The 26,849-nt window shown below is 41.2% G+C and carries 20 protein-coding genes; 15 read left to right on the top strand and 5 right to left on the bottom strand.

Translation table 11 applies throughout. From position 1 onward, the window contains the following. Positions 1-344: EamA family transporter (locus tag QZZ43_RS07375; RefSeq protein ID WP_291857534.1), on the bottom strand; the 344-nt coding region annotated here is incomplete at its 3' end. Positions 345-1,195: 851 nt separating this feature from the next. Here QZZ43_RS07375 and QZZ43_RS07370 point away from each other — a divergent pair. The 3 genes from QZZ43_RS07370 to QZZ43_RS07360 all read left to right on the top strand — a co-directional run bounded on the left by QZZ43_RS07370 (position 1,196) and on the right by QZZ43_RS07360 (position 7,033). Continuing rightward, positions 1,196-2,311 (top strand): HlyD family efflux transporter periplasmic adaptor subunit, encoded by a 1,116-nt coding sequence (locus QZZ43_RS07370; RefSeq protein WP_291857532.1) that lies wholly within the window; start codon positions 1,196-1,198, stop codon positions 2,309-2,311. An 8-nt stretch (positions 2,312-2,319) separates the two neighbouring features. Further along, positions 2,320-5,487 (top strand): efflux RND transporter permease subunit, encoded by a 3,168-nt coding sequence (locus tag QZZ43_RS07365; protein WP_291857530.1) that lies wholly within the window; start codon positions 2,320-2,322, stop codon positions 5,485-5,487. Positions 5,488-5,722: 235 nt separating this feature from the next. After that, a complete protein-coding gene (locus QZZ43_RS07360) occupies positions 5,723-7,033 on the top strand; it encodes a TolC family protein (RefSeq protein ID WP_291857529.1) in 1,311 nt (436 codons plus the stop codon). Positions 7,034-7,277: 244 nt separating this feature from the next. On the opposite strand, the gene QZZ43_RS07355 is transcribed toward QZZ43_RS07360, so the two are convergent. Continuing rightward, positions 7,278-7,427, bottom strand: coding sequence for a hypothetical protein (locus QZZ43_RS07355; RefSeq protein ID WP_291857528.1), 150 nt, complete (start codon positions 7,425-7,427; stop codon positions 7,278-7,280). Positions 7,428-7,638: 211 nt separating this feature from the next. Between QZZ43_RS07355 and QZZ43_RS07350 the strand changes: the two genes are divergently transcribed. The 7 genes from QZZ43_RS07350 to QZZ43_RS07320 all read left to right on the top strand — a co-directional run bounded on the left by QZZ43_RS07350 (position 7,639) and on the right by QZZ43_RS07320 (position 12,483). Further along, positions 7,639-7,773: a hypothetical protein gene (locus QZZ43_RS07350; protein ID WP_291857527.1), complete on the top strand. Its 135-nt coding sequence runs from the start codon at positions 7,639-7,641 to the stop codon at positions 7,771-7,773. A 101-nt stretch (positions 7,774-7,874) separates the two neighbouring features. Next, positions 7,875-9,311, top strand: a complete 1,437-nt coding sequence (locus QZZ43_RS07345; RefSeq protein WP_291857525.1) for a hypothetical protein — start codon at positions 7,875-7,877, stop codon at positions 9,309-9,311. Positions 9,312-9,356: 45 nt separating this feature from the next. After that, positions 9,357-9,839 carry a hypothetical protein gene (locus QZZ43_RS07340; protein ID WP_291857523.1) on the top strand — a complete coding sequence of 161 codons (483 nt, stop codon included), beginning with the start codon at positions 9,357-9,359 and terminating at the stop codon, positions 9,837-9,839. Beyond that, positions 9,829-10,914: a PQQ-binding-like beta-propeller repeat protein gene (locus tag QZZ43_RS07335; RefSeq protein WP_291857521.1), complete on the top strand. Its 1,086-nt coding sequence runs from the start codon at positions 9,829-9,831 to the stop codon at positions 10,912-10,914. Before QZZ43_RS07340 ends, QZZ43_RS07335 begins: the two co-directional genes overlap by 11 nt. A gap of 291 nt (positions 10,915-11,205) precedes the next feature. Beyond that, positions 11,206-11,640 carry a transposase gene (locus QZZ43_RS07330; RefSeq protein ID WP_291857519.1) on the top strand — a complete coding sequence of 145 codons (435 nt, stop codon included), beginning with the start codon at positions 11,206-11,208 and terminating at the stop codon, positions 11,638-11,640. 277 nt (positions 11,641-11,917) lie between these two features. After that, complete coding sequence (locus tag QZZ43_RS07325) at positions 11,918-12,121, top strand: type II toxin-antitoxin system HicA family toxin (protein WP_291857536.1); 204 nt, start codon at positions 11,918-11,920, stop codon at positions 12,119-12,121. After that, the gene (locus QZZ43_RS07320; RefSeq protein ID WP_291857517.1) at positions 12,118-12,483 is read left to right on the top strand and encodes a type II toxin-antitoxin system HicB family antitoxin; all 366 of its coding nucleotides are present in this window, start codon (positions 12,118-12,120) and stop codon (positions 12,481-12,483) included. Before QZZ43_RS07325 ends, QZZ43_RS07320 begins: the two co-directional genes overlap by 4 nt. A gap of 52 nt (positions 12,484-12,535) precedes the next feature. On the opposite strand, the gene QZZ43_RS07315 is transcribed toward QZZ43_RS07320, so the two are convergent. Further along, positions 12,536-13,588 carry an FAD-binding oxidoreductase gene (locus QZZ43_RS07315; protein WP_291857515.1) on the bottom strand — a complete coding sequence of 351 codons (1,053 nt, stop codon included), beginning with the start codon at positions 13,586-13,588 and terminating at the stop codon, positions 12,536-12,538. A 189-nt stretch (positions 13,589-13,777) separates the two neighbouring features. Between QZZ43_RS07315 and dcp the strand changes: the two genes are divergently transcribed. From dcp to QZZ43_RS07300, 3 genes are all read left to right on the top strand, one after another. After that, positions 13,778-15,898: a peptidyl-dipeptidase Dcp gene (dcp, locus tag QZZ43_RS07310; protein WP_291857514.1), complete on the top strand. Its 2,121-nt coding sequence runs from the start codon at positions 13,778-13,780 to the stop codon at positions 15,896-15,898. 228 nt (positions 15,899-16,126) lie between these two features. Then, entirely contained in the window at positions 16,127-16,588 is a 462-nt protein-coding gene (locus QZZ43_RS07305; protein WP_291857512.1) for a magnesium-dependent phosphatase-1, read from the top strand. Positions 16,589-16,596: 8 nt separating this feature from the next. Further along, positions 16,597-17,589: an alpha/beta hydrolase gene (locus tag QZZ43_RS07300; RefSeq protein ID WP_291857510.1), complete on the top strand. Its 993-nt coding sequence runs from the start codon at positions 16,597-16,599 to the stop codon at positions 17,587-17,589. 46 nt (positions 17,590-17,635) lie between these two features. Here the strand turns inward: QZZ43_RS07300 and QZZ43_RS07295 are convergent, their stop codons facing one another. Beyond that, positions 17,636-18,496, bottom strand: coding sequence for a patatin family protein (locus QZZ43_RS07295; protein ID WP_291857508.1), 861 nt, complete (start codon positions 18,494-18,496; stop codon positions 17,636-17,638). A 785-nt stretch (positions 18,497-19,281) separates the two neighbouring features. Here QZZ43_RS07295 and QZZ43_RS07290 point away from each other — a divergent pair. Continuing rightward, positions 19,282-20,898, top strand: coding sequence for an ABC-F family ATP-binding cassette domain-containing protein (locus QZZ43_RS07290; protein ID WP_291857506.1), 1,617 nt, complete (start codon positions 19,282-19,284; stop codon positions 20,896-20,898). Positions 20,899-21,109: 211 nt separating this feature from the next. On the opposite strand, the gene QZZ43_RS07285 is transcribed toward QZZ43_RS07290, so the two are convergent. Continuing rightward, positions 21,110-22,639 (bottom strand): SulP family inorganic anion transporter, encoded by a 1,530-nt coding sequence (locus tag QZZ43_RS07285; protein ID WP_291857504.1) that lies wholly within the window; start codon positions 22,637-22,639, stop codon positions 21,110-21,112. A gap of 1,830 nt (positions 22,640-24,469) precedes the next feature. Here QZZ43_RS07285 and QZZ43_RS07280 point away from each other — a divergent pair. Continuing rightward, positions 24,470-26,848 (top strand): type IA DNA topoisomerase, encoded by a 2,379-nt coding sequence (locus QZZ43_RS07280; protein WP_291857503.1) that lies wholly within the window; start codon positions 24,470-24,472, stop codon positions 26,846-26,848. The last annotated feature ends 1 nt before the right edge of the window (position 26,849 follow it).

Below are 26,849 nucleotides of genomic sequence, written 5' to 3'. Positions count from 1 at the left end.
AGTGCTGCCAGGGGGGGAGTGAGCGCCATTATCAGCATAGATACCCGGGCGCCAATGACCACAAAAGCCTGAAAAAGCAGGAGGTCGCCAATGACAAATCCCACCAGTCCTGATAAACTGAGCCAAAACCAGGCATGAATCCCTGCAGCTACGGGCCAGAAATGTCCGCGAGTGATGGTGGTAAAAATACCAAGCAATACCAACGCCATTAACAACCGGATGAGGTTGACCGACAGGGACCCAACTTTCTTTCCGGCCGATTCGAAGGCCATACTGGTGGCTGTCCAGCAGATGGCTGTTACCAAAGCTGCCAGTTCCCCCAGGTGTGAGGTGATAAACTCCATGTGAATTTATTTCTGAACTATGTGTTGTTTGAGGCGTTAAAGAAAGTAATTTTGGGGCTAATAAAATTCAATAGACTATTAAAAAAGCCTAAACGCTGAAACGCAAAGGCACAAAGTTTATTATTAAAGAATTGTAATCAAGTCTTTTCGTATTGCAAATGGCTTATGGTCAGTCGTTTGCATAAGTTTAAGGCTGTAGTTTAAAATAGCGGGTACATCATTTGAGAAATAAAAATGAGCTGGTACTAATTTGTGGAACCAGTAGAGCCGTAAAGCTGAGGGTTAATTCAATTTAGAATAAAAATTTCGGACAATTGGTTTGACACTTGTGTCCGGTTAAAAAACAGAGATTGCTTCACTGCGTTCGCAATGAAAGGCATTTAATCATTAACTACAACACCAATAAAAACCCGTCATTGCGATCCCGATGAGGCACGAAATCGGGAGAAGTAATCTCAGGGAAAATTAAAGATTTCTATGGATTATTGTATTAATATCCTGTCAGTGAGTGAAATAATTTATCAACGCATAATTAAAATAGAGCCAGGTTTAATGAGGCGTTGTTTCTTAAAACAAAACCATAATAGGGATCAGAGTTTAAGTGATGAAATTCCTTTTGAACATTTCTGAGGGAAACAAATTAAACGATTTTGGTTTTTAAAGGTCTATTGTAACTGTGAATAATTAGTCAGTTTAGAGATATTATAGTTTGTTAAAAAAAAATAAATACAGAGGCACAATGACGTAAAGTTTTATTATGAGTGAGTTGTGGTTTGTCCGCCTTGTTTTTTAATGAATTAATTATCACCTGTTTGTAGAAGTTTAACGGAGTATTTGAGATAAAAAAGAAAATGAAAAGAAGATTTTGGATATTTGGGATAGCAGCCGGAATTATTTTAGTAGGCGTTGTTGCAATGTTTTTGTTGTTTTCGTTAAAGAAAGAGCCTAAACCAACCCCTAAACCTCAGGTTGATGTCTATGTGAAAGCCGAAACGGTTAAATATAGAAATCTGCAGGCGGCAGTTTCATCATCCGGCCGATTACATGCTTTTAGTGAAGTGGTGGTAAGCTCCGAAGTTTCCGGACGCTTGCTTGAAGGGGATGTTCCTTTTCGTAACGGTCAAAAATTTCGTAAGGGGCAGATACTTGCAGAAGTAGTCAACCCAGAATTCCCCCTGGGGCTTAAGGCCCGGAAAAGTCGTTTCCTGCAGAGTCTGGCGATTATCCTTCCCGATTTGAGGATGGATTATCCGGAAGCGTTCAACCAGTGGGAGCAGTTTTTCGAAAACATAGACATTGATAAACCCTTACCGGAAATGCCTAAACCGGAATCTTCAAAAGAGCGTATCTTTCTGGCTTCACGCAATATTATTAGTGATTATTATTCTATTCTTGCCGATGAGGCCAGGCTGGAAAAATATCAAATCAGAGCTCCGTTTAACGGTGCATTTAATAACATCATGCAGGATCCCGGAGTGGTTGTTAACCCGGGTAGCCAGCTGGCAACCATTGTTCGCACCGATATTTACGAACTTGAGGTACCTGTTGTTATGGAGGAAGTCAGATTTCTTTCTCTCGGCGATTCCGTTTTGGTTAAGAATGAGACTTCTTCCGAATCCTGGCAAGGTGAAGTGAAACGTATTGGTTCAGTGGTTAACCCTTCATCGCAGGCAGTCAGTGTTTTTGTTTCTGTACCCGGAAACCCCGGGCTATACGACGGGATGTACCTGACGGCTCACTTGTATGGAAGTAAGATAGAAGAAGTGATGGAGATGCCTAGAAATGCGGTGTTCAATAATAATCATGTGTATGTTCTTGAAGAAATGAGACTGATTGAAAAGCCCATTGAAGTTGTGAAGCGCAATGATCAGACGCTTTTTTTAAGAGGCCTGAATGAGGGAGAAGAACTGGTTGTTGAACCACTGTTGAACGTTACAGGTAATCCTATCTATAAAATCCTTCGATAAAAAGAGTTATGCGCAGACTGATAGAAACATTTGTTCGATATCCTTTTTATGCCAACCTGTTTATTGTAGTTATTGTTGCATCAGGGATTTTTGGATTTTTACAATTAAAAAAGTCGTTCTTTCCAGAACGGGAGACCCGCAATATTTATGTAACGGTTTCCTATCCTGGAGCCAGTCCCAAACAGATGGAAGAAGGCATTACGGTGCGTATCGAGCAGGCCATCAGAGGATTGGTTGGGATAAAAGAAATTAATTCCACTTCACGCGAAAATTTCACCAGCGTAAGCATCGAAACTACGGGGGAATACGACATCGATGAAGTGCTTCAGGAGGTGAAAAACGCCGTGGATGGGATTTCCAGTATGCCGGTGGATGCAGAGCGGCCGATCGTATATAAACGACGCTCCACCACTCCAGCCATCCGATTGGGATTGTATGGGGAAGCCGATATGTTGCGGCTCAAAACACTTGCCCAGAGAATTGAAGATGATTTCTTGGCCAGTGGTCTGATGAGTCAGATAAATATTGGCGGTTATCCGTCTCTTGAAATTGCTGTGGAGGTAAAGGAAGAGGTGCTGTTGCGATACGGCCTCACACATACTGATATCAGCAATGCTATTTCACGTAATAACAGGGACGTATCGGGTGGTCAGTTGCGCAGCGACGAACAATACCTTATCATCCGATCCCGATCAAGAACGGTTGATCCGGATGAGATAGCCGATTATGTGGTAACTGCCGATCCCAATGGAAGGCTTATACGGATTCGTGATCTGGGGAAAGTATTCCTGCAGTTTTCTGAAACCCCAAGTGGCGCCTGGCTGAATGGAAATCGGGCGTTGTATTTGTCAGTGGATAAGCTGATTACCGAAGATTTGGAAGCCATTTCCGTTTTTGTCAACAACTACGCGGAGGAGTTCAACAGGAAGCATGACGACGCCGAGTTGATTGCTACCTTTGATTTCCTCGATCTGCTGAACTCCAGACTTCATTTGTTGTATAAAAATGGTGGCTTCGGTTTGTTGCTGGTTATTATTATACTGGCAATCTTTCTGAGTTTCAGACTCTCTATGTGGGTGGCCTGGGGAATTCCCTCCTCATTCCTTGGGATGTTTCTTGTGGCCGGAATGTATGGGGTTACCATCAATATGATTTCACTTTTCGGGATGATTCTGGTGGTGGGAATTCTGGTAGATGATGGAATTGTGGTGGCAGAGAATATTTTCTCTCATTTTGAGAAAGGGAAGTCTCCCCGAAGAGCGGCTGTTGATGGTACCATGGAAGTCCTACCTGCAGTTATTACATCGGTAACTACCACCATCATTGCGTTTGTCCCGCTAATGTTGATTGAGGGAAATATGGAAATGATGGGTGAAATGGCTTTTGTGGTGGTTGCCAGCCTTGCTTTTTCATTGATTGAAGCCGCGCTGGTTTTGCCCGCTCATATCGGGTCTCCGCATATTTTGCAACGCAAGAAAGAGGCCGTCAATTTCGGGAATCGTTTTCGCGACCGTCTGGAGCGATATATCCTCTGGATGCGGAATCGTTTGTATGGTCGTTCGCTCGCTTTTATTCTTCGTCACCGGCATATTGCTCTTGCCGTACCACTCACTTTACTGTTGATTACCATAGGGTTGTTTGGAGGAGGTTTTATCTCTTCAACCTTTTTTCCAAATATTCCCCCCGACAGTTTTAATGTTAATGTAGCCTTTACGCCCGGTGAAGGAGAGAAACAGACGTACGAGTATCTGATGGATTTTGAAAAGGCCGTGTGGGAAGTAAATGATACACTGAAAGAGGAGTACAACGATACGACCAACTTTGTAAATTACACCTACCTGGTGATGGGCAATTCTTTTGATGGAGATGAATCGGGTTCACACGCCGGGCATATTGCCGTTAACCTTCGAAATCTCGAGGGCAGCGAAATCTCTGCATTTGATATTGCTACCAGAGTCAGAAAATATATTGGCGAAGTACCTGCTGCTGACAAATTTTCCGTTGCAGGACGGAATCGCTGGGGCGAGCCAGTTTCTATCAGCCTGATGGGGGATAACCTTGAGGAGTTGGATCATGCACGGGACTTTCTGCTGGAAGAGCTTCAGGATATACCCGAACTTACTGATGTGGTTGACAATGAGGCTCCCGGTGCTCAGGAGGTGCGAATAAAATTAAAGCCTAAAGCTTATTATCTGGGACTGGATATGTTTACCATTATGAATCAGGTGCGAAATGCATTTTTTGGCGCCCAGTCGCAACGATTACAGCAGGGAAAAGATGAAATCAGAGTATGGGTGCGTTATCCTCCCGGGGATAGAGAGCAAATTGGGCAGCTGGAAGATATGAAGATTAAGACGCCCCAGGGAGAATATCCTTTGACCGAGTTGGTTACTTACACGCTGGAACGTGGGCCGGTGGCCATTCAGCGCTTTAACGGGAAACGTGAAATGCGCATTGATGCGGATCTTATTGACCCTTACGAACCGGTTCCTCCCATTCTGGAGAGAGTGAGCAATGAGATAATGCCGAAGATTCAGTCCAGGTATCCCGGAATTAGTTATTTTTATCAGGGACAACAAAAGTATGCATCAGAGTCACAAAACGAAATCATGAAATATTTCCTTCCGGCATTTGGAATTATTATGATTGTAATTATGTTTCATTTCCGATCATTCGGACAGGGGGCTGTTGTTCTAATGATGATACCACTGGGATGGATGGGGGCTGCCTGGGGACATGCAATCCATGGCATTCCGTTGTCGATGTTGAGTGTTTGGGGAATGGTGGCACTCTCTGGCGTAATTGTTAACGATGCAGTGGTTTTTCTCCAAAAATACAACCAGTTACTTGAGGAGGGATTTTCGGTGAAAGATGCTGCCTTTGAAGCAGGATTGGCCAGGTTTAGACCCATTGTACTTACAACGCTTACCACAACCCTCGGGTTGTATCCCATTATCTTGGAAACCAGCCGGCAAGCGCAGTTCCTGATTCCCATGGCAATGGCCCTGGCTTATGGTATTTTGTTCGGTACAGCGTTTATTCTGATGTTTTTTCCTGTGGTTATCATGGCTCTTAATGATATCAGAGTCCTGCTGAAGTGGCTGATAAACGGTCGTCGTCCTTCTCCCGAAGAGGTGGAGAAAGTTAATGTTTTGAAAAATCGTTCTTTAGATTAAGAGGTGCAGAATCCAGAGGTGCGGATTATTCGCGAGCAATGCAGCGAAACTGAGTGTTAATTCGCACCAACCGGATAACAAGCCGAAGGTTAGAAATTTAATGTTCTTGTCATTCTGAACGCAGTGAATGATCTCAATATTAATAGCCTGAAAGGTCTTAAATATTTGCAAAACAACAACGATGGGAGCTTTTAAGACAGCCTCAAAAAAAAGAATTTATAAAAACAGAAAACCTGTGAAAAAAATCACCACATATTTGATAATTACTTTTCTTTTTACCTTGTCCACCGTGGCACAGGAAGAAAGTAACAGCTATACTTTGGAGCAACTGATTTCCGAATCCTTGCAAAAAAATTACGATATCAGGGTTAGTCGCACTGATCTTGAAATCTCAGAATTGAGCAACACCATCGGGAACGCAGGTATGTTGCCTTCTTTGATGTGGGAGAGTAGTCTGAACAACAGTTTTAATGACCGGTACGATAGCGACAATCAAACCGGAAGTCTGCAAAATGGGGTACGGCTCAACTGGTTGTTGTTCAAAGGGTTCTCAGCACACGTAAGAAAAGACCGATTAGAGACGCTGGAGCAATTGTCGGGCGGTAATCTTGCACTGGTGGTGGAAAATACCATTCAGGCAGTCGTGATGGCCTATTATCGGGCCCTCATGGCCAAAGAGCAATTGGATCTTCTGAATGAAGTGATGCTATTGTCGGAAGACCGGCTTCATTATATGGAATACCGACAAGAACTGGGAGCCGCGACAAGCTATGAAATACTGCAGGCACGAACTGCATATCTGACCGATAAGACGGCTTACCTGGAACAGGAAGTGGCTGTGGTCAGTACCATTCGTGAATTGAAGTATCTCGCAGGAATGGATGAAGGTACTGCCCTTAAACTGGCCGGAGAGTTGGAATTTGAAGGCGGAGAATTTGCCCTTGATGAGTTGATGGCCCAGCTGGGTAACAGTAACCGAAGCATTCAGAATCAATATCTGAACCTGACTTTGTTGGAAAAACAACGGGTGCTGGAGCAGCGCTCCCGTTATCCGTCATTAAATGCTACAGCAGGAGCGGGGCATAATGTTTATCCCGAATCACTAAACAATGCCGGTAATATTCCCGGGTCTTCGGATGGTTATTTTTCTTACTATGCCAACTTTTCGCTGAGCTTCACCCTGTTTGATGGCGACCGCATCAACCGGAATATTCAAATCGCCCGAATGGAAGAGGCCATCGGGCAGACCAACCTTGAACAGATGAAGCACAGGTTAAAGAACCAGTTGCTCAATCTTTTTGATACTTATCAGGTTCGTAAGGAGTTGGTTGAGGTAGGCAGGGAAAATATAGAAACAGCCCGCGTAAACATGCAGTTGTCGGAAGAAAAATTCCGTGTCGGAGCAATAAACTCTTTCAATTTCCGCGATGTTCAAATGGGGTATCTTCAGACTTCTATCAATTATTACCGTTCGGTACTCAATCTTGTTGATACACATACCGACCTGGTGCGCATAACCGGTGGTATTGTGGAGGAGTATGAGTAAGATCGTGCATGGGGTAAGGAGCAAAGAACATAGTGCATGGAGAGAACGGCAATAAGGGGCATATGTTATTAGCTCATGGAAGTTAGCTCTTGGAACAAGTCAAAACCCAGAACTAAAAACCCATAAAATCCGCCTTGGGGAGATTTGAGGGGACTTAAAAGCAAAAGCCCCGGCAGAACTTTTCCTGCCGGGGCTTCTCTTCAGGCAACTTCACTTCCTTCAAAAACCCAAAGATAGAAATCGTTTACTTACAGTCACATTCACCGCCACAACTGCACTCATGCGAATCGTCGGTTTTGCAGCCGCAACTTCCTCCGCATGAACATGGATGTTCTGCTGCCTTTCCTGCATAAGTGTATCCCTGTGCGATGCTTTGCTCGTTTTGTTGTCCCATATTTTTAATTTTATTTCTTTGATTTGATTACAATACAAATAAAAGCACAATTAATTTAAAAATCAAGACAAATTTGTCCGAAATATATTTTTTATTTGTTTTAAGGGTGTATTTACCTGGAAGTCATGTCTGTAATTAAATCTGGAGAATCGACAAAAACAGGGAATTTCTTTTCTTTATCAATCATCCCAACCCCGACAAAGCTGGTTTTATGCCTGTGGCAGGAGATTACGGATTTATTTTTAATTTTGGAGAAGATTACCGGAAAAATTATGAAATTCTGGCTCACGAGCTGGCCCATGTTCGTGTACACTTAGCTTCTGTAAGGTACGCGGCAGAAGGTTAGTGTGAACAATCCCGATTGGTTTCGGGAGTGCCTTTAACCTACGTCATCCCTTTAGCCCGGAAAGTACCTGTCAGCTGACCAAGGGTTCCACCGATAACCTGATGGATTACGGAGTTCCCGAACAAGGTACAGAGCTGTGGAAATACCAATGGGACTTAATTCATGACCCGGAATTTGTGGTGTTGGCTTGGGGGCAGGATGAGAGTGAGGGGGCGTTAGTTGATGAAGGAACGGAACTTGCAATTACTTATGACGGGTTAAATGATGACTTTGAACCTGGAAAGAAAGATTTAAGCATTGAATATAGTATTGCCAAACTAGAGGATATTGCGAAAGAACATAAAGATGTCACGAAAGCATTTTTATGGATAATAAAAGACGAAGAAACAGTTTATACTTCAGATTTACCATTGAAAAATAAAAATACTTTTAAATGGAACGGCAAATCAAATAATGGCGAGACTGAAACAGAAATAGAGGATCTGACAGAATTTACAATAAAGATAGGTGTAACAATAAAATATGATTATTCTCTTGGAAATGTTGTAGAGTGGCTTTTTACAAAGGATGTAGATTTTAAATTAGCATCAGAGAAAGAAAATGAATGGGCTGTGTTAAAATGGAAAAAGGATTATGAAAGCTTTGAGCATAAAGAAGACATGCAGCATGTAACAGAGGATAGGTACAAAGCTCGAAAAGAACAATATAAAACACGATTAGAAGCATTAGGTGTAAACACCACAGAAACAAGTCCTTTAGAGTATTTAAATGAGCATCTTGTAAGAGGGGATTTTTTAGGACAGGAAATACCCTCAATTAATATCCGTTTTTTATACTTCTTAAGGAAACTTGAAGAAGAGTTAGGAAGGGGTAAGAAATGGTCTCAAAACTCAAGTACATTTAATAATTACTGTTCACTTGCTCCATTTATCCAGGATTACGCAAGAATGAGTTCTGTTGGCAGTAGCATTAGTGACCACGGAACTGGCTTTGCATTTGATTTTGACAAGGATAAAAACCCATGGCTGGGAAGTGAAAATGTGCAACAAGATAAATTAATCCAGATTGTAACAGGAAAGAAAATGCGAAATAAAACATATAGCGTATTCTCTGGCAATGGTGCAGATGAAATAAAACAAGCAAGCGATGATTTTCTGGAAAGAATAGAAGGTAATGATTTTGATATTAGCGATATAGAGGGGTTAAAAACTGTATATAAAAACATTGCAGATTACTCAGAGAAAATCAGTTTAATAAATGCTGATAAATCAACCGAATTTAACAATTTAGTTTCAGGTGCATCATCTACAATTGGAGGCTTTATTGTAAGCAATACAAATATCTTACAGAGTGAACTTGAAGCACAAAAACAGAGTCTACTAAATGATATTGAAGCTACAAGCAATTTCTTTGAACTGTATAAAACGGGATTAGATGAACTAAAACTATTATTTGATGCTTCAAAAGGGGGATTGTTTATTAATTATGATATGGGCAAAAATTATACACAACTATATTCCTTTATCACCGATTATTAAACAAAATCCAATTTAATTATCACTTATTTAGAGAGCATTGCAGAATTGCCAACAACTTCGGGCACTGCATGGAATGACGGAATAAATACATTAAAAAACAATCTATCTTCTATTTCATTTAGTTCGGGTTATCAAAGCCACTTAACACAGTTTGTAACCAAATTCAATGAGAAAAAGAATATATTCGGTACTGAAATTGAAGGTTTCCCACAAAAATTGAAAGATGAGACCGATGGAAGAAATAGCTATATGGGCGGCACACTCTTTGAAAATGGTTTTTGTAGTCTTGATGGATCTATGGTAAAAGCTATAATACAAACTAAGATTACGTTGAACAATGTAGAAATGAGATTAATGTGGGGCGGAAGTTATTACAGCACAAAAGATATTATGCATTTTGAATTGCGAAAACAAGCAGGTAATGCTGATAGACCATATCAAACAGCAATACATGGTGTTGAAATGCAGGATATCAAAGACTACCTAAACTCATTTAAAAATAAAAATGGAGGTGATTATGATTATTAATAAATATAAAATACGAATAATAGGGCTGTGTAGCCTGTTGTTATTGTTTTTTAGCTATCACGGTTTTTGTCAGTCGCATTCAATTATCGACATTGATAAGACAGAAATTTTAAAATTACCAGAAGGTCAAATGGAAGCTCCAGTACCTGACGGTATGTTAAGCTTTAATGATATTATAAAAGTTAAGGGTAACAGTAAAACCTCTTATGCGGTTGATTATATTCCAGTTTATCAATCTCCAACAATCGCCAAAGGGAGTATTTATATTAATTTGAATAATAAGAGAAGTGTTTATGACTTAGAATCTGTTAATGAGATTACGAACGAAAACAATCTATATCACTTCGAGTATATTGTAAATAAGTATTCAAAAAAGGAATATACTGTTAATGATATTTATAAATCTATGTTTGGAGAACACCCTTCTAAAATAGTTAATTATTTAGTTTCGGTTGATGCAGCAACAGGTGATACGCTTTGGAAGAAACAAAAAGATTATATATCTGTTCATCCGGCAAACCAGGTGAGCATAGTAGGCAATCTTATCATAGATAATAAGACCGGGAAGGAACTTTTTAAGCTAAGTTCTTCAAATCCGATAAGCATCTCGGAAGTAAAAGAAGATGAGGAGCACTTATACTTAAAAACAAATGGAAATGAGTTGATAGCCATAGACCTTCAAAAAGGTGAAGCTATTTGGAGGGTAAAAGGCGATTTTAATAAGTTCTTTATAGATGAATCCAGAATCTACACCTCCAACCAATGTGCTATTGATAAAAATACAGGAAAAATAATATGGAATAACAGCAGTGATGTTTGGTTTGTCGGGATAGTTGGAGATTATTTGATTGGTTACCTATATGGAGAAGATGACCCCGAAGTTTTTGTCTACAATAAGAATACCGGAAAACTTGCAGGCTATTTATGGTCTGATAATGAATTTTGTACTAGTTGTTTAGGATACGAATTTTGCAACCCTGAATTTATTTTTGCCGAACAGGGCGAAGGAAATAAAACCACAGCCCTTGTTAAGTGTAGTGATGGGGTTTACTTGTATACTTTTGAAATCAAATAGTTTTATACGACTGCTGAGTTTTATAATCCCCTCGCTCGGCGAAGTTTGCAACTTCGTCGTTTAAACCGTTGTAGTTTTTAACTACAACGAAGAACGTTGCGATTGATCTTGTCATAAAACAGCGAATATTTTCTATCTTTAAAGGTAAAAATTTTTACACCATGTCCACCGGTTATCAAATCAAAGATCAGAAAGGATTGTACTTCCTGACTTTTCAGGTTATAAATTGGATTGATATTTTCTCACGGGATATTTATCGGGATATCGTATTGGATAGCTTTGGACTATGCAATGAAAAACAAAGGCCTTCAATTATTTGCCTATGTAATAATGTCCAATCATGTGCATCTGGTTGCCAATAGTAGCGAAGGAAAATTAAGTGCCTGCATTAGGGATATCAAAAAATATACAAGTAAGAAAATTGTTGAAGCTATAAACTTACCGACCGAAAGCAGACGTGACTGGTTGCTCGCTTTATTTCTACGAGCAGCTTCACAACACAAGCGAAATAACTCTTATCAGGTTTGGACTCATGAGAATCATGCCATATTGTTATATTCTAACGATTTTATAGCACAGAAAATTGATTATATCCATAACAATCCGGTACGCTCAAGAATTGTTCAAAATCCTGAAGATTATTTATATTCATCTGCTCGAAACTACGCAGAGTTAAGCAATTATTTGGAGGTAGATGTCTTGAGTTTGCCTGTAAAGACTGTTTAAAAAGGTAGTCCGGAGACTACAGGAGTAAAACGACGAAGTCACAGACTTCGCCGAGCGGGGGCTGGCTCAAACATTACAACCTGAGAGAAGTGCAATACATGGCCGGCCACAAATACGTAAGCAGCACCGAACGCTATAGAATGGACACTCTGGAGGACTTACAGAAAGAACTGGAGATATATCATCCTTTAAAATAAAAACTGTTTATTTTGCAACTAAATATAGTTGCATTTGTGTTGTGTCTAAAAGAGAAAAGTTAATAGCCCGTTTTTTGACTATGCCATCTGATTTTCATTATGATGAAAGGGTCAAGCTTTTAGGCTATTTTGAATTTAGAGAAGTTAGGAAAGGGAAAACTTCGGGCTCCCGGGTTAAGTTTATGAATCCAGATGGATTGCCCATAATGCTTCATAAGCCCCATCCATCGGGGATTATGAAGCAGTATCAGTTGAAACAAGTAAAAGAGATGTTAGGATTATGAAAAATTTAGAATATAAAGGATATACAGGCAGTATTGAATACAGCAAAGAAGATGATTTGTTGTATGGAAAAGTTCTTGGTATCAATGGCCTGATATCTTATGAAGGTAAAACAGGCAGTGAATTGGAAGCTGGTTTTAAAGAAGTTGTCGATGCCTATTTGTCTGACTGTGAGGAAGAAGGAGTTACACCTGAAAAGCCTTTTAAAGGCAGTTTTAATGTGCGGATTTCAGCCGAGCTTCATCAGAAAGCAGCTTTACTTGCAATGGAGAATAAAATGTCATTAAACAATTTTGTTGCAGAATCTATTAGAGAAAAAGTTTTTCGGACAGCTGGGAAAATCTCGCACCCCACAAGTCGGTAAGCCGATATTCGTCATTGTCAGTCAGCAAAAAAAACCACCAAAATCGTAACTCCTATTTCCCCTTGTAATATCTTTCAACATCAACTTCCGGGTGAATCTGAAAGTTGTTGTTCTCCATTTTTTGTATCAGTTGATTGGCAGACCAGGGAGCCAGAAGCAATCCTTTCGAGCCAAGGCCGTTCAATATCCCAATGTTTGGCTGGTTTTTAAGAAATCCAATAACTGGTCGTCTGTCATGCGTGGTGGGCCTGATGCCGGCTTCCTGATTAATGATTGAATAGGGGAAACGACCAATCTTCTTAAGTTTCTTAATTATTTCGTTTTTCGCCTCATTTGTGATGTTCGTATCGGTGTATTCCCATGCATAAGTTGAACCTACTTTATATTTTTGGTTATGTATGGGCAAAATAAAGAGATTCTTGGTGATGATTTCTTTGTGGTTGAAAACCGGACTGTTAATGGTCAGTATTTCACCTTTTGTATGTTTATATTTTATCTGGTTAAATGGTTGCTGGTTACTGCTAAAACTCCCCTGGCACAAAATAACTTTTTGATAAGTCTGGTTATTGAAGCGAACTTCGTTACTATCTGTCTTTAGGTCTTTGCTGATATCAATATTTTTATGAATGAGTAATCCATTTGTTTCCAGATATTGCCTGAAACTCGAAACTAAAGATTGTATATCATACCAGCCGCCATTATGAACTGTCCCATATCCATAAGGGCTTTCTATGTAAGGTGAAATGGGGGTATGAGAGATCCGGGGATCAATATACTTCTCTAATCCGTTTTCGGTGTATTTTCTGGTCCAAAAGAGTTCTTCGCCGGCTCCTAAAATTCTTTGTATCGGTGTTGGGTAGAAGAATTGGTGACCTAAAAACTTTTCTAATTCGTGAGTGGTTTGCAAAAAATCAGGATACAAACCATCAATCAACCATGATTTTGTCATTCGTCTGAAAACAATCGGATTAACCATTCCCCCGGCTTTAAGTGAAGCCTTTTGCTGATTGTTGTCATCGATAACCGTAATGGAGTACCCTTTTTGAAGAAGTTTAAAAGCCAATATTGTTCCGGCCAGCCCTTGTCCTATGATTAGTGTTTTCAATTTTTTAAAGAGGAAACATTTATACGGGTAAATGGTTTTGATAATGAAAGGATGTTCCATTGTCATCTTCATGCAACTCAAAAAAAAATCCTACTTTCGTTGTGATGTTCTTGTGCGGCGTTTCATTCTTTGGGATGGTATTGTTTCGCATGAAATGAAGAAATATCCAAAAATTTAATCCAATAAAAAATGAACCGAAATTTTATCACAGCAATTGCACTGGCAACGATTATGTCGGCCTGTGGCAATGGCAAAAGTGCTCATCAGGAGGATGAGGCTTTGAAAAATAATCCGTTAATGAAAGAGAGTACGTTGCCCTATGGGGCGCCCGATTTTGGGGCAATTAAAGACAGTGATTTTAAACCGGCCCTGGAAGCCGGAATCAATGAAAAACTGGCAGAAATTGAAGCCATTGCCAATAGCGATGAAGAGCCAACGTTTGAAAATACTTTGGTGGCACTTGAGAAGAGCGGGCAGACGTTAAACCGTGTTTACGGGGTTTTTGGTATGCTGACCGGAGCCAATACCAATCCTGAACTACAGGCGGTGGAGGAGGAGATGGCTCCTAAAATGGCCGGTTTGAATAATGCTATTTACCTGAACGATAAACTTTTTGAACGCGTCAAAACGGTTTACAATCAACTGGATGAACTGAATCTTGATGCTGAATCGAACCGGTTGGTGGAGGTTTACTACCAGAAGTTTGAGCTGGCAGGGGCCAATTTGTCTCCTGATGCCAAGGAGAAGATGCGTAAGCTTAATGAGGAAGAGGCTTTGCTCAGCGCTCAGTATGCCAATCGATTATTGGCAGCCGCAAAAAAAGGTGCATTAAAAGTTGAAGACAAGGCTATGCTCGATGGTTTGTCGGACAGTGAAATTGATGCTCTGAAACAGGAGGAGGATGGCAAAACGGTTTATGTAGTACCGTTGCACAATACCACGCAACATCCGATGCTGGCTTCGCTTCACAACCGCGAGACCCGCCGAAAGCTTTTTGAGCATTCTCTTTTGCGGGCGCAGCGAGGCGATGAGAACGATACCCGTGACATCATTAAGCGAATTGCTCTGATTCGTGCTGAGCAGGCACAACTGATGGGGTTTGAAAATTATGCTGAGTGGAATCTCAAAGACCAGATGGCAAAAACGCCTGAAGCGGCCAACAATTTTATGGTTGAGTTGGTTCCTGCCACTGTGGCAAAGGCCGAAAAAGAGGCTGAAGAGATTCAGAAGGTGATTGATCAAAAGGGTGGCGGTTTTGAGCTGAAGCCATGGGACTGGAACTACTATTCCGAAATGGTGCGGAAAGCCAAATACGACCTCGATGAGAGTGAAATCAAGCCCTATTTCGAAATGAACAGCGTGTTGGAAAACGGTGTGTTTTATACTGCGTCGAAGCTGTATGGCATCCGTTTCGAGGAGCGTCACGATATTCCTGTTTACAGTGACGACATGCGCGTGTTCGAGTTGTTCAATGAAGATGGCAGTGCCATCGGACTTTTTTATACCGATTTCTATAAACGCGACAATAAATCGGGTGGTGCCTGGATGAGTGAAATTGTGGGGCAGTCAAAATTACTTGGTCACAAGCCGGTAATATACAATGTCTGCAACTTTAAGAAACCTGCCGAAGGAGAGCCTGCGCTTATCAGTTATGATGATGTCACCACCATGTTCCATGAGTTTGGACACGCCCTGCACGGTCTGCTGGCAGAGCAGACTTATCCCAGTCTTGCGGGAACTAACGTAGCCCGTGATTTTGTAGAGTTGCCATCTCAAATTAATGAGCACTGGGCTTTGTATCCCGAAGTATTCAACAACTATGCGGTGCATTACGAAACCGGTGAGCCTATGCCAAAAGAGTTGGTCGATAAAGTGGTGAAAGCTTCTAAATTTAATCAGGGATATGCCCTTGCCGAGGTGCTGGCAGCTGCCGGACTGGATATGCAGTGGCACATCATCTCTCCCGACCACAAAATTGATGATGTGGATGCTTTCGAGAAGCAGGCACTGGATAACATCAACCTCAATTTGGAGCAGATTCCCCCCCGTTATCGTTCCAGCTATTTCCTTCACCTTTGGGGACATGGTTACGCGGCCAGTTACTATGCTTATTTGTGGGCCGAAATGCTTGACAACGATGCTTATGCCTGGTTTGAGGAAAATGGTGGGCTAACCCGCGAAAACGGTCAGCGTTTCAGAGAGTTGATTCTCTCACGCGGAAATACGGAAGACTTCAATAAGATGTTTCTGGAGTTCCGGGGAAGCGAACCTGACATTGAGCCGATGTTGAAGCATCGGGGACTGTTGTAAGGAGCTTAGTTTGATAGTTGAGAGGCAGAAGGCAGAAGTTTGGGCGGGGATATTAGAAGTTGAAGCGATGGCTCCAAATTAGTTCTGACTCTATTAACAACAACACTAAAGTATCTGAGAAAAGTGAATTTTATCGGATATTAGTGATATAAAAAACCGGAGTGAATTGGAAATCACTTCGGTTTTTTTTGACCAATTTTTTCCCTTACTTTTTTCTAATTTTGCTGAATGCAAAAACTATTTGTCTTTGATTTGGACTTCACCCTCTGGAATGCAGGAGGCACCTGGTGCGACCATACCAATCCGCCATTCCGAAGGGTTAATAGTCATGTGGAAGACTCTTTCGGAAGCCAAATTGTTTTGTATCCCGATGTTCTCAGGATATTGAATCGACTAAAGTCGAACAATTATACAATGGCACTGGCTTCAAGAACCGGGGAGCCATCATGGGCTGTGCAACTTTTAAAACTATTTGAAATCGATCATTTTTTTGAATACAAGGAGATATTTCCCGGTAGCAAAATCGCCCATTTTAATAACCTTCAGCAACAGACAGGCATTCCGTTTTCTAATATGGTGTTTTTCGATGACGAGATGAGAAACATTCATGATGTTGGTTCGCTGGGAGTGCAGGCCGTTTTTGTTGAAGAAGGGATATCCGGTCAAATGATAGAGACTCACTTAAAATGAATGCCCTTATGAAGACTTCAGTTAAAAAAACATTCTGGTGGTTTCTGATTCCCATTTTTTTGGTGACATGGTATGTGGGACCGCAACCCGAAATACCCAATTACCATACGGATGTGCCTGAAACACCTTCGTCTCCGGTAGTGGCTGATAGTCTTTTAAAAAGGCATGAGGCGAACTACCCTGTTAAACCGGATAATGAAGCCCGTATTATTTGGGCAGATGATAGCCTTAAAAGTGCTACGGAATATGTTATTGTCTATTTGCATGGATTTGGTGCAAGTCACAGAGAGGGTGCACCTGTGCACCGGCGTATAGCTCAGAAGTATGGATACAATCTTCTGTTAACCCGACTTTCCGACCACGGTCTTTCTAACGATGTAAATTTCGACCAATTTTCTGTGCAGCGGTTATGGAACAGCACTCTGGAGAGTCTTTCTATTGCCAGAGCACTGGGGGATAAAATTATTCTGATGGGAACGTCCACGGGAGGGACACTGGCACTGAAGATGGCTTCTCTTTTCGATGATGTGGAAGCACTGATTTTACTCTCGCCCAATGTACGGGTGCACGATGACAATGCCTGGATTCTCAATAACCGCTGGGGACTGCCGCTTGCAAAGATTATTACCGGAAGCGACAAAATGGTCTCTGATGAAAAAGGGGACTGGTATCCAAAGTACTGGTATCCCGAATATGGACTGGAAGCGGTGGCAGAATTGCAGGAACTGATTGAAACAACCATGGTGCCTGACGTTTTTAACAAAGTGACCCAGCCGGTTTTGCTTCTCTATTATTACAAAGATGAGGTTCATCAGGATTCGGTTGTTAGCATACAAGCCATGTTGGATATGTACCACCAATTGGGGACTGCTGACAGTCTGAAGCAAAAAATGGCTTTTCCTGATGCCGGAAATCACGTTATCGGGTGTGATTTGCGGTCAGGAGATGTGGAAGGGGTTTATCAGGCCGTGGATGCTTTTTTCGGAGAAAAGCTGGATTAGTCCCGATATTTCAGGAACCGGAATTAATCCAGACTTGGTATTATTTTTAACTGCCCGCATTAATCCATTGGTATAGCCTGGGCAGGTTTCGTTTAGCTGTATTTACACCATCTTCAAATATTTTCCTGGTTTTTATCGGGTTGTTTTCAATTCTTTTAATTTCAAGGGGTTTTTCTGGTCGGATTACAAACACAGTACCTTCTTTTTCCAATTTTTTTAGTTGCTGAAGGGAGTCATTATATCTTTCTGCTCTTTTGCAAAGCGTTTCATACACTTTTGGATATTTTCTGTAATACCACTTAAATAACCACCTGAACTTTAGTGGGTTTTTCTGATAGTTTTCAGGTTGGGTGAGGATAACCAAAGCCCTGTGTTGTCCATTTTTTAAGGCCTTGTTAAATGGAATAGAATCGACCAGTCCCCCATCTAAAAGATGTTTGTTTTTGTACCTTACCACAGGAGCAATCAGAGGCAGAGAGCAACTTGCCGAAAGGATGGTCTTAAATTCCTGTTTGTCAGCTTTGTTTAATAAGAAAAACTCAGCTTCACCGGTCTGGCAATTACTGGCTCCTACATAAAACTGACTTTCTGAATTCTGAAGGGTTTCATAATCGAAAGGAATGATTTTTTGGGGGATTTCTTCCAGAATAAAGTCCCATGAAAAAAGCGATCTCTCCTGCAATAGATTGTTAAAACTTAAATACCTTTTGTCGTTAATCAACTCATTGACTTCCAAATTTCGACCTGGTTGCCGGGAAATATAAGAAGCAGCATATGTTGCTCCTGCAGATACTCCGTAAACTGATTCGAAATAGAGGTTGTTTTCCATAAAAACCTCCAGTATGCCTGCAGTGAATATTCCGCGAAAGCCTCCGCCTTCCAGTACCAATGCTGTATCTTTTATCATTTGTATTGATTTATTCGGGATTATGGTTTTTTTTTATTCTCACGAAAAACTTTACTTATTTCATTAAAATTCAATGAAATAATTCCGAAGAATAGATGAAAATTCTTTTTTAACCTAAGTTGAGCGATAGGAGTTCAGCGAAGTATCGCTTTACTTAGAGTTAACCCCGATTTAGAAAATGTTGGCTTTCACCATTTTTTTTTTGTGAAAGCCTTGCATTTGCTTAATCGTTGAGCGGAATCGCTCAATTTGGGTTAAAATCCGTAGAATGTACAGTTTACGCAAATTTAGTCCATTTTACTAAATTCACAGCATTTGGACGTGCTTGTTTTTCCATCCTGATTAATCGTTAGTTTTTCAATCATAAATAGTCCGTTAAACTTTTGCAAAAAAAACTTTCAGTTAGTTCTTTATGTTTAAAAGAGGTGCTTTTGTTAAAATTCAAAATATCATTGTATACAATAGTCCTGCCTCCAACCTCTAACCTCCAGCTTCTAAAAATCTAACGATCTATTGTATATTTAACAAAGGTTAAACTCCCCAGCGACTTTTTATGCTTATCTTTGCACCCCGAAATCAGGGGACAGATTATTTTTTTCTTTTAAAATACTCTGCAATCAATCATTCGGGAAGAATAACCAAACTTTGGATTGCAGGGGTAAAGTGAATAATTACAGTTTTTTCCGACTAAGTATAATGTGCCGATTTTTTTCAGAATGTATAAATAAGAGATAGAAATCTTATATGCCTTATATGGTTCAGATTCTATCCAATAATTTTTTTCAATGATTACAGTTTCCAATCTCGCCATTCAGTTTGGCAAAAAATTTCTTTTTCAGGACGTTAATGTGAAGTTTACGCCAGGCAACTGCTATGGGGTAATCGGTGCCAATGGAGCAGGAAAATCGACCTTGTTGCGCCTGATCAATGGTGAACTTAATTCTACCCGTGGACATGTGGAATTAGGCCCCGGAGAGCGTTTGTCGGTATTACGTCAGGATCACCATGCTTTTGACCAGAATCAGGTGCTGGAGACGGTGCTGATGGGACATGAAAAGCTTTGGGAAATCAGCAAAGAGAAAAATGCTATTTATGCTAAACCCGACTTTTCGGAGGCGGATGGTATGCGCGCGTCGGAACTGGAAGAGCAATTTGCAGAGATGGACGGTTGGAATGCCGAGAGTGATGCAGCCATGTTGCTGAGTGGTCTGGGCATCAAAGAGAGTCTGCACAACAAACAGATGAATGAGTTGAACGGTAAGGAAAAAGTGAAAGTTTTGCTTGCGCAGGCCTTGTTTGGTAAACCGGATAACCTGTTGCTCGATGAGCCCACCAACGACCTTGACCTGGAGACTGTTCGCTGGCTGGAGAATTATCTGGCCAATTTCGACAATACATTACTGGTGGTATCGCACGACCGTCACTTCCTTGATTCTGTTTGTACCCATATTGTGGATATCGACTATGGTAAGGTACAGCTCTTTTCAGGAAACTATACTTTCTGGTATCAGAGTAGTCAGCTGGCTCTGCGTCAGCAATCATCTCAAAATAAAAAAGCAGAGGAGAAGAAGAAAGAACTTCTGGAGTTTATTCAGCGCTTCAGTGCCAATGTGGCTAAGTCAAAACAGGCAACAAGTCGCCGTAAAATGCTGGAGAAGCTGAACGTTGAAGAGATTCAGCCTTCTACACGCCGATATCCGGGTATCATTTTTACACCTGACCGAGAAACCGGAAACAGCATACTGACGGTATCAGGACTTAGCAAGAAAGCTGAAGATGGAACCCAGTTACTGAACGACCTGAACTTTACGGTGGAAAAGGAAGATAAGATTGTTTTCCTCTCACGTAGTTCGCAGGTTACCACGGCCCTGTTCGAAATTCTGAATGAACGCTTGAAGCCTGATTCCGGTTCTTTTAATTGGGGAGTAACCATTACAACGGCTTATTTGCCCATGGAGAACAGTGAGTATTTTCAGGGCGATTATTCCCTTGTTGATTGGCTTGCGCTGTATTCTGATGATACCAAAGAAGATTTTCTGAGAGGTTATCTTGGCAAAATGCTTTTCTCCGGCGAGGACATTCACAAAAAGGTGAAAGTGCTGTCGGGAGGAGAGAAGATGCGTTGTATGATTTCGCGGATGATGTTGCGCAATGCCAATGTCATGATGCTCGACAATCCTACCAACCATCTGGATTTAGAAACCATTCAAGCTTTCAACAATACCCTCATCAATTTTAAAGGTAATATCCTGATGAGTTCGCATGATCACGAGTTCATTCATTCAGTATGTAATCGCATTATCGAAATTACACCGAATGGTACCATCGATAAAATGATGGATTATGACGATTACGTCACCGACGAAAATATTGCTGCTCTCCGCGAAGAGATGTATCGTTAGGAGGCGCGGTTTCCCAATCGCACAGTTTCACGGGATGGACGGATTTTTCTGTCGAAAGCGGCAGAGCCGAAGCGAATCCGCCCCATTTCGAAGAGAAGTGAATTTCAAACTGTCCCATTTCGGGAAGCGTTGAATTCTTGTGGTTTTATAAAAAAAAAGTGCGGTTCGGAGACCGCACTTCCTATTTGGGGCGGTAATAAAACTGCATCTCCTACAATTTATTCACCATCACCTTATAGGTAGGATCCTCCATTACATTCACATCAATGATGTCTTCTGCATTCTGGAGGAGTTTGCGGCAGTCAGAACTCAGGTGCTTCAGGTGAACCTTTTTCCCTACTTTGAGGTAGCGCTCGGTGATTTTATTAAGGGCCTCAATGGCCGACATATCCACCACCCGGCTCTCTGCAAAATCAATAATTACTTCATCTGGATCGTTCTGGATATCAAATTTCTCGTTGAAGGCACTAATGGAGCCAAAGAAAAGTGGACCGTAAATCTCGTAGTGTTTGATTCCGTTTTCGTCGAAGCGCTTTCGTGCCCGAATGCGTTTGGCATTGTCCCAGGCGAATACAAGTGCAGAGATTATAACGCCTATAATCACTGCTAAGGCAAGATTGTGCAGGAATACGGTAACCAGTGTCACTGTGACCATTACCAGAAGATCTGATTTTGGCATTTTTCCAAACGTACGGAGACTAGCCCATTCAAAGGTCCCAATGGAGACCATTATCATCAGACCTGTGAGCGCTGCCATGGGGACTTTTTCAATGAGTCCGGAGCCAAACATTACAAATACCAAAAGCATAATGGCCGCGACAATCCCCGATAAGCGGGCTCTGGCACCGTTGGAGGTGTTAATGAGGCTCTGACCAATCATGGCACATCCGCCCATACCGGAAAAAACGCCGGAGAGCATATTGGCTACGCCCTGGGCTACAGCTTCTTTGTTTCCACTTCCCCGCGTTTCGGTAATTTCATCTACAATATCGAGTGTCAGCAGACTTTCGATAAGTCCGACTCCTGCAACGATGGCAGCATAGGGGAAAATGATTTCAAGGGTTTCAAGACTTAAGGGGATGTCCGGTATGTGAAAAGGGGGAAACCCTCCTTTTATGGAAGCAAGGTCACCTACTGTTCTTGTATCAATGCCGAAGTATGCTACAATGCCAAATACCACTAAAATGGCAGCAAGGGATGCCGGAATGGCTTTGGTGATTTTTGGCAGGCCCCAAATGATGAGCATGGTAAGTAAAACCAATCCAAGAATTGTATATAAAGCATGGCCGGTAAGCCATTCGCCATCAGGGTTTTTAAACTGTGCCAGCTGAGACATGAAAATGATGATGGCCAACCCGTTTACAAATCCGAAAATAACGGGGTGAGGTACCAGACGAATTAGCTTTCCGAGCTTTAGAAATCCGGCAGTCATTTGAATGAGGCCTGCCAGCACTACAGTGGCAAAAACATATTCTACTCCATGACTCTGTGCCAGTGCGACGATAACCACGGCTACTGCTCCTGTAGCACCTGATATCATGCCGGGGCGGCCGCCAAAAATGGAGGTTACCAGTCCCATCACAAATGCTGCATAGAGCCCGGTAAGTGGAGATAATCCTGCAATCATTGCAAAAGCTACGGCTTCAGGCACAAGTGCCAACGCAACGGTTATTCCGGATAGTATTTCGGTTTTGTAATTGATTCTTTGTGAAAAATTGAATAGATCGAAGAGTTGCTTCATTAGTATGGAATGGTAAATTGGTTGTACTTCTTTCTCACAATAGTCCGTTAAAAATAGCTTAAACGCAGAGACGCAAAGTTTTTATTATGAGTGAGTTATGTCCTGTTCTCCTGGTCTTGTAATGGATTGATTATTAACTGTTTATAAGAGTTTAACGGAGTCTTGTTTCTCAATAGTCGGCTAATATTTGACAAAAGTCTTTTATTCTATTTTTTGCTTATGTGCGGTTGATTTTATTAGAGTATAGGTTATCAGTCTTATATGAATTCTCTTTTGTTTAACTCAAGATTTAAGTTGCTTTTTTTTCAGTTCATTAATCTTCAAGAGTTAAGTCTTTACTTATCAGGAAAAGCTTTCTCAAAAAGCTGTAAAGTAATTGTATAAGTTGATTGTTTTTCTTCTACCTCTCATACTTCTGCCTGTAAGTTACTAACTTCTAAAAATCTAATATCTAGCTTCTCAAAACTTAACGAACTACTATGTTTTTTGAGTTTGCAAAAATAGGACAAATCCCTGCATACACCAAGAATAGCAGGCCTTTGAACTTCTTGTCTTTTATTAAATATGTTTAAAAATGATTCTCCCGGATGGAAAAATCGATTAAAGCTAGAAGCAAAAGAGTAAACAAATTACGGGAAACAGGAGCAAATCTTCCTGTTTTCGAGTTTATCAGTAAATATAGATGTTTTAACGAAGGTCTTTTATTGTAAAAAAAATGGTAAGATAAGATTTAAGGGATTCGGTATAAATAATCTGGCTAAGCGGTAATTGATTTTCTAATTTATTATGAAAAGAGGATTTCTTTTCACTGCACCTTCTTTAGCTGTAATGATTGTTTTCTCAATTTTTATTGCATTTGCAACCGCTCAGTTTTAAACTAAATGCTTAAAACAATAGTCCGTTAAGTTTTTGTAATCGCCTAATGCTTAACTGCTTATAAGTCCTGGGGCATTTGCCCTAATAGTTTGGTTATCAATATTATAGAATTTCTCTTGAATCTTATATTTAAAAATCTAACGATCTATTGTAAAAAAAAGCACGATTAAACGTTGTTTTGTTTGTTTTTAAATATGGCTACCATATGCTTTTTTCCGACAAATTGTCCCAAAAAGAAAGCGCCAACAAGAATGAGATAAGTGTAGAAAGCGAAGCCAATATCACTGTATATTCTTAAAAATACGACCAACGGGATTGGAAGATGGATGAATAAAAACCATTTAAAAGAGAATTTTCTGACTTTTGATCGAAAATAGCCAAAGGGAAGGTTAATGGCAAATACAAGAAAAGCTACTATAGTTAGTCTTATTGCTATGTCGTTCATTTCTAGATAATCTTAAGGTTTAGAAAATAATTGTTTGCGAAATTTTGATGATTATTTTTATTTAGGACAAACTTATCCTTTTTTTATTGAAAAATGAAGTGTTTATGAGTTAAAAAAGTTTTATTGGTGTGGTTGGCGTACCCAATAGTCCGAAAAAAAAGCCTAAACGCAGAGTCCTACCTTGGCTGAAGTTATGGATGCTGAAAGATGAAGCGATGTAATTATTTCAGTATTAGTTGTTGTTTTCTAAATAGTTTGCCAGCAGGAGTTTGATTTCCACCCATATTATTGCACACTGCCGGGCGGAATAATTCCGCTCAACGATTTAAAAAATGGAGAAACCTAATATTTTTTTATTGAGGCAAAATTAAAGAAAAGCGATACTCCGAACAATTCGTATCGCTCATACAAATGTATCATGACGTCTCGGGGTTTAGGATTTCAACAATGTTAAATTTTAAAAATCATTTTCACTATCTTCGCGCTACATCATCACAATCATCCACTTTATGAAGGTCTGTATCGCCGAAAAACCGAGTGTTGCCAGAGAAATTGCACGTGTGTTGGGAGCTAAGAACCAACGCGACGGATATTATGAGGGGAATAACTTTCAGGTAACCTGGACTTTCGGGCATTTGTGTACACTTAAGGAACCACACGATTATACGCCTGAATGGAAGCGGTGGCGACTGCATTCACTGCCAATGATGCCGGCCAAATTTGGTATCAAGCTTTTGACCAACCAGGGGGTAGTGAAGCAGTTTCGTACCATCAGCATGTTGGTAGAGAAGGCCGACGAGGTGATTAATTGTGGTGATGCAGGCCAGGAGGGAGAGGTGATTCAGCGTTGGGTTTTACAAAAGGCGAATTGCAGCTGTCCTGTTAAACGGTTATGGGTTTCGTCCTTGACAGAAGAGGCATTAAAAGATGGGTTTGCCAAATTGCGCGATGCAAAGGAATTCGACAGGCTGTATGCGGCCGGAAGTATGCGGGCAATTGGCGACTGGCTGTTGGGAATCAATGCCACACGACTTTATACTCTGAAATATGGACAGCAGGGCCAGGTTCTCTCCATCGGGCGGGTGCAGACCCCTACGCTGGCTCTTATTGTGGATCGCCACAAGGAGATTGAAAATTTTGTGCCGCAAACCTACTGGGAACTGAAAACAACCTACAAAGAGGTGGTATTTTCGGCTACCAGTGGAAAATTCTTCAAAAAGGAAGAAGCGCTGAAGGCGCTGGAAATTATTAAGGGCAATGAGTTTGAAATTACGGATTTTAATCGGAAAAAAGGTAAGGAAGCTCCTCCCCGGTTGTTCGACCTGACAGCCTTGCAGGTCGAATGCAACAAGCGTTTTGGCTTTTCGGCCGATGAAACCCTCAAATTGATTCAGTCGCTTTACGAAAAGAAAGCAACCACTTATCCGCGTGTGGATACTACCTTTCTTAGTGAGGATATTTATCCCAAAATCGGTTCTACACTGAAGGGACTTAAACCTTACGAGGCACTTACTGCTCCTTTGCTTGATAAAAAAATCCGGAAGTCTAAAAAAGTATTTGACAACAACAAGGTTACTGATCACCATGCCATTATTCCTACCGGGCAGATTCCTGCCAATCTCAGTCGCAATGAGAAAATGGTTTTTGATACAGTGGCCCGCCGTTTTATCGCTGCTTTCTGGCCCGATGCTACCATTTCTACAACCACTGTGGAAGGAAAAGTGGGGAAAGTGAAATTTAAAACTTCAGGAAAACAAATTGTTGATCCGGGCTGGCGCGAAGTGTATAAAAAAGATTCGGCCGGTAAAAAACCGGGCGACGACAATGTGTTGCCTGACTTTGAGAAAGGAGAGAAGGGGCCCCATGAACCGGATCTCCAGGAAAAAGAAACCCAGCCTCCAAAGCTTTATTCCGAAGCCACCCTGTTGCGGGCAATGGAAACAGCGGGTAAGCAGGTGGACGATGAAGAATTGCGTGACCTGATGAAGGAAAACGGCATCGGTCGGCCTTCTACCCGGGCGGCAATTATTGAAACATTGTTTAAGCGACGATACATTACAAAGAACCGGAAAAATCTGATCCCTACCATTACGGGAATTCAACTGATTGACAGTGTGAAGAATGATATGCTTAAATCGGTGGAACTCACAGGTATGTGGGAGAAAAAACTCCGTGACATTGAACATGGGAACTACGATGTAAAGGCTTTCATGGAGGAGATGAAAGAGATGGTTGCGGGCGTAGTGCAGGTGGTGAAGAACGACCATTCGGCCCGTAAAATTGAGGTTACCGAAGAACAGAAAAAAGCCGCTGCTGAAAAAGATAGCGCGCAAAAAAAGGAATCCAAAAGTGAAGCTTCGGATGATAGTAAAATCGCCTGTCCCCGCTGTGGTGAAGGGAAAATGGTTAAAGGGAAAAATGCCTGGGGATGCACCCGTTTCCGCGAAGGCTGCAAAACACTCATCCCTTTTGAATATCTGAATAAGAAATTGACGGATAAACAAGTGGAAACGCTGCTGACAAAGGGAAAAACTCCGGTCATTAAAGGTTTTGAGGTAGATGGCGATAAGGTGGATGGCACCCTTTCACTCGACGATAATTACCAACTTCGCCTCGAGAAAGACGAAACACCGACCTGGAAATGTCCCAAATGTAGCAACGGGGTTATTATTAAAGGTAAAAATGCGTGGGGGTGTAACCGCTACCATGAGGGGTGCCGTGTCATCATTCCATTTGTAATTATGGAGAAGAAACTGACGGATAAACAGGCAGGCGATCTTGTTCTTAACGGAAAAACAAATGTGCTAAAAGGTTTTAAAACATCTGATGGATCCGAGAAACAGGGTCGGCTTACCTGGGATGAAAATTATCAAGTGGTTTTGGAGTGAT

It is taken from the genome of Marinilabilia sp. (genome assembly GCF_016278715.1).
Classification (GTDB): domain Bacteria; phylum Bacteroidota; class Bacteroidia; order Bacteroidales; family Marinilabiliaceae; genus Marinilabilia.
Note: the sequence above shows the minus strand (reverse complement) of the source record. Positions and strands in the feature narration are given on the sequence as shown.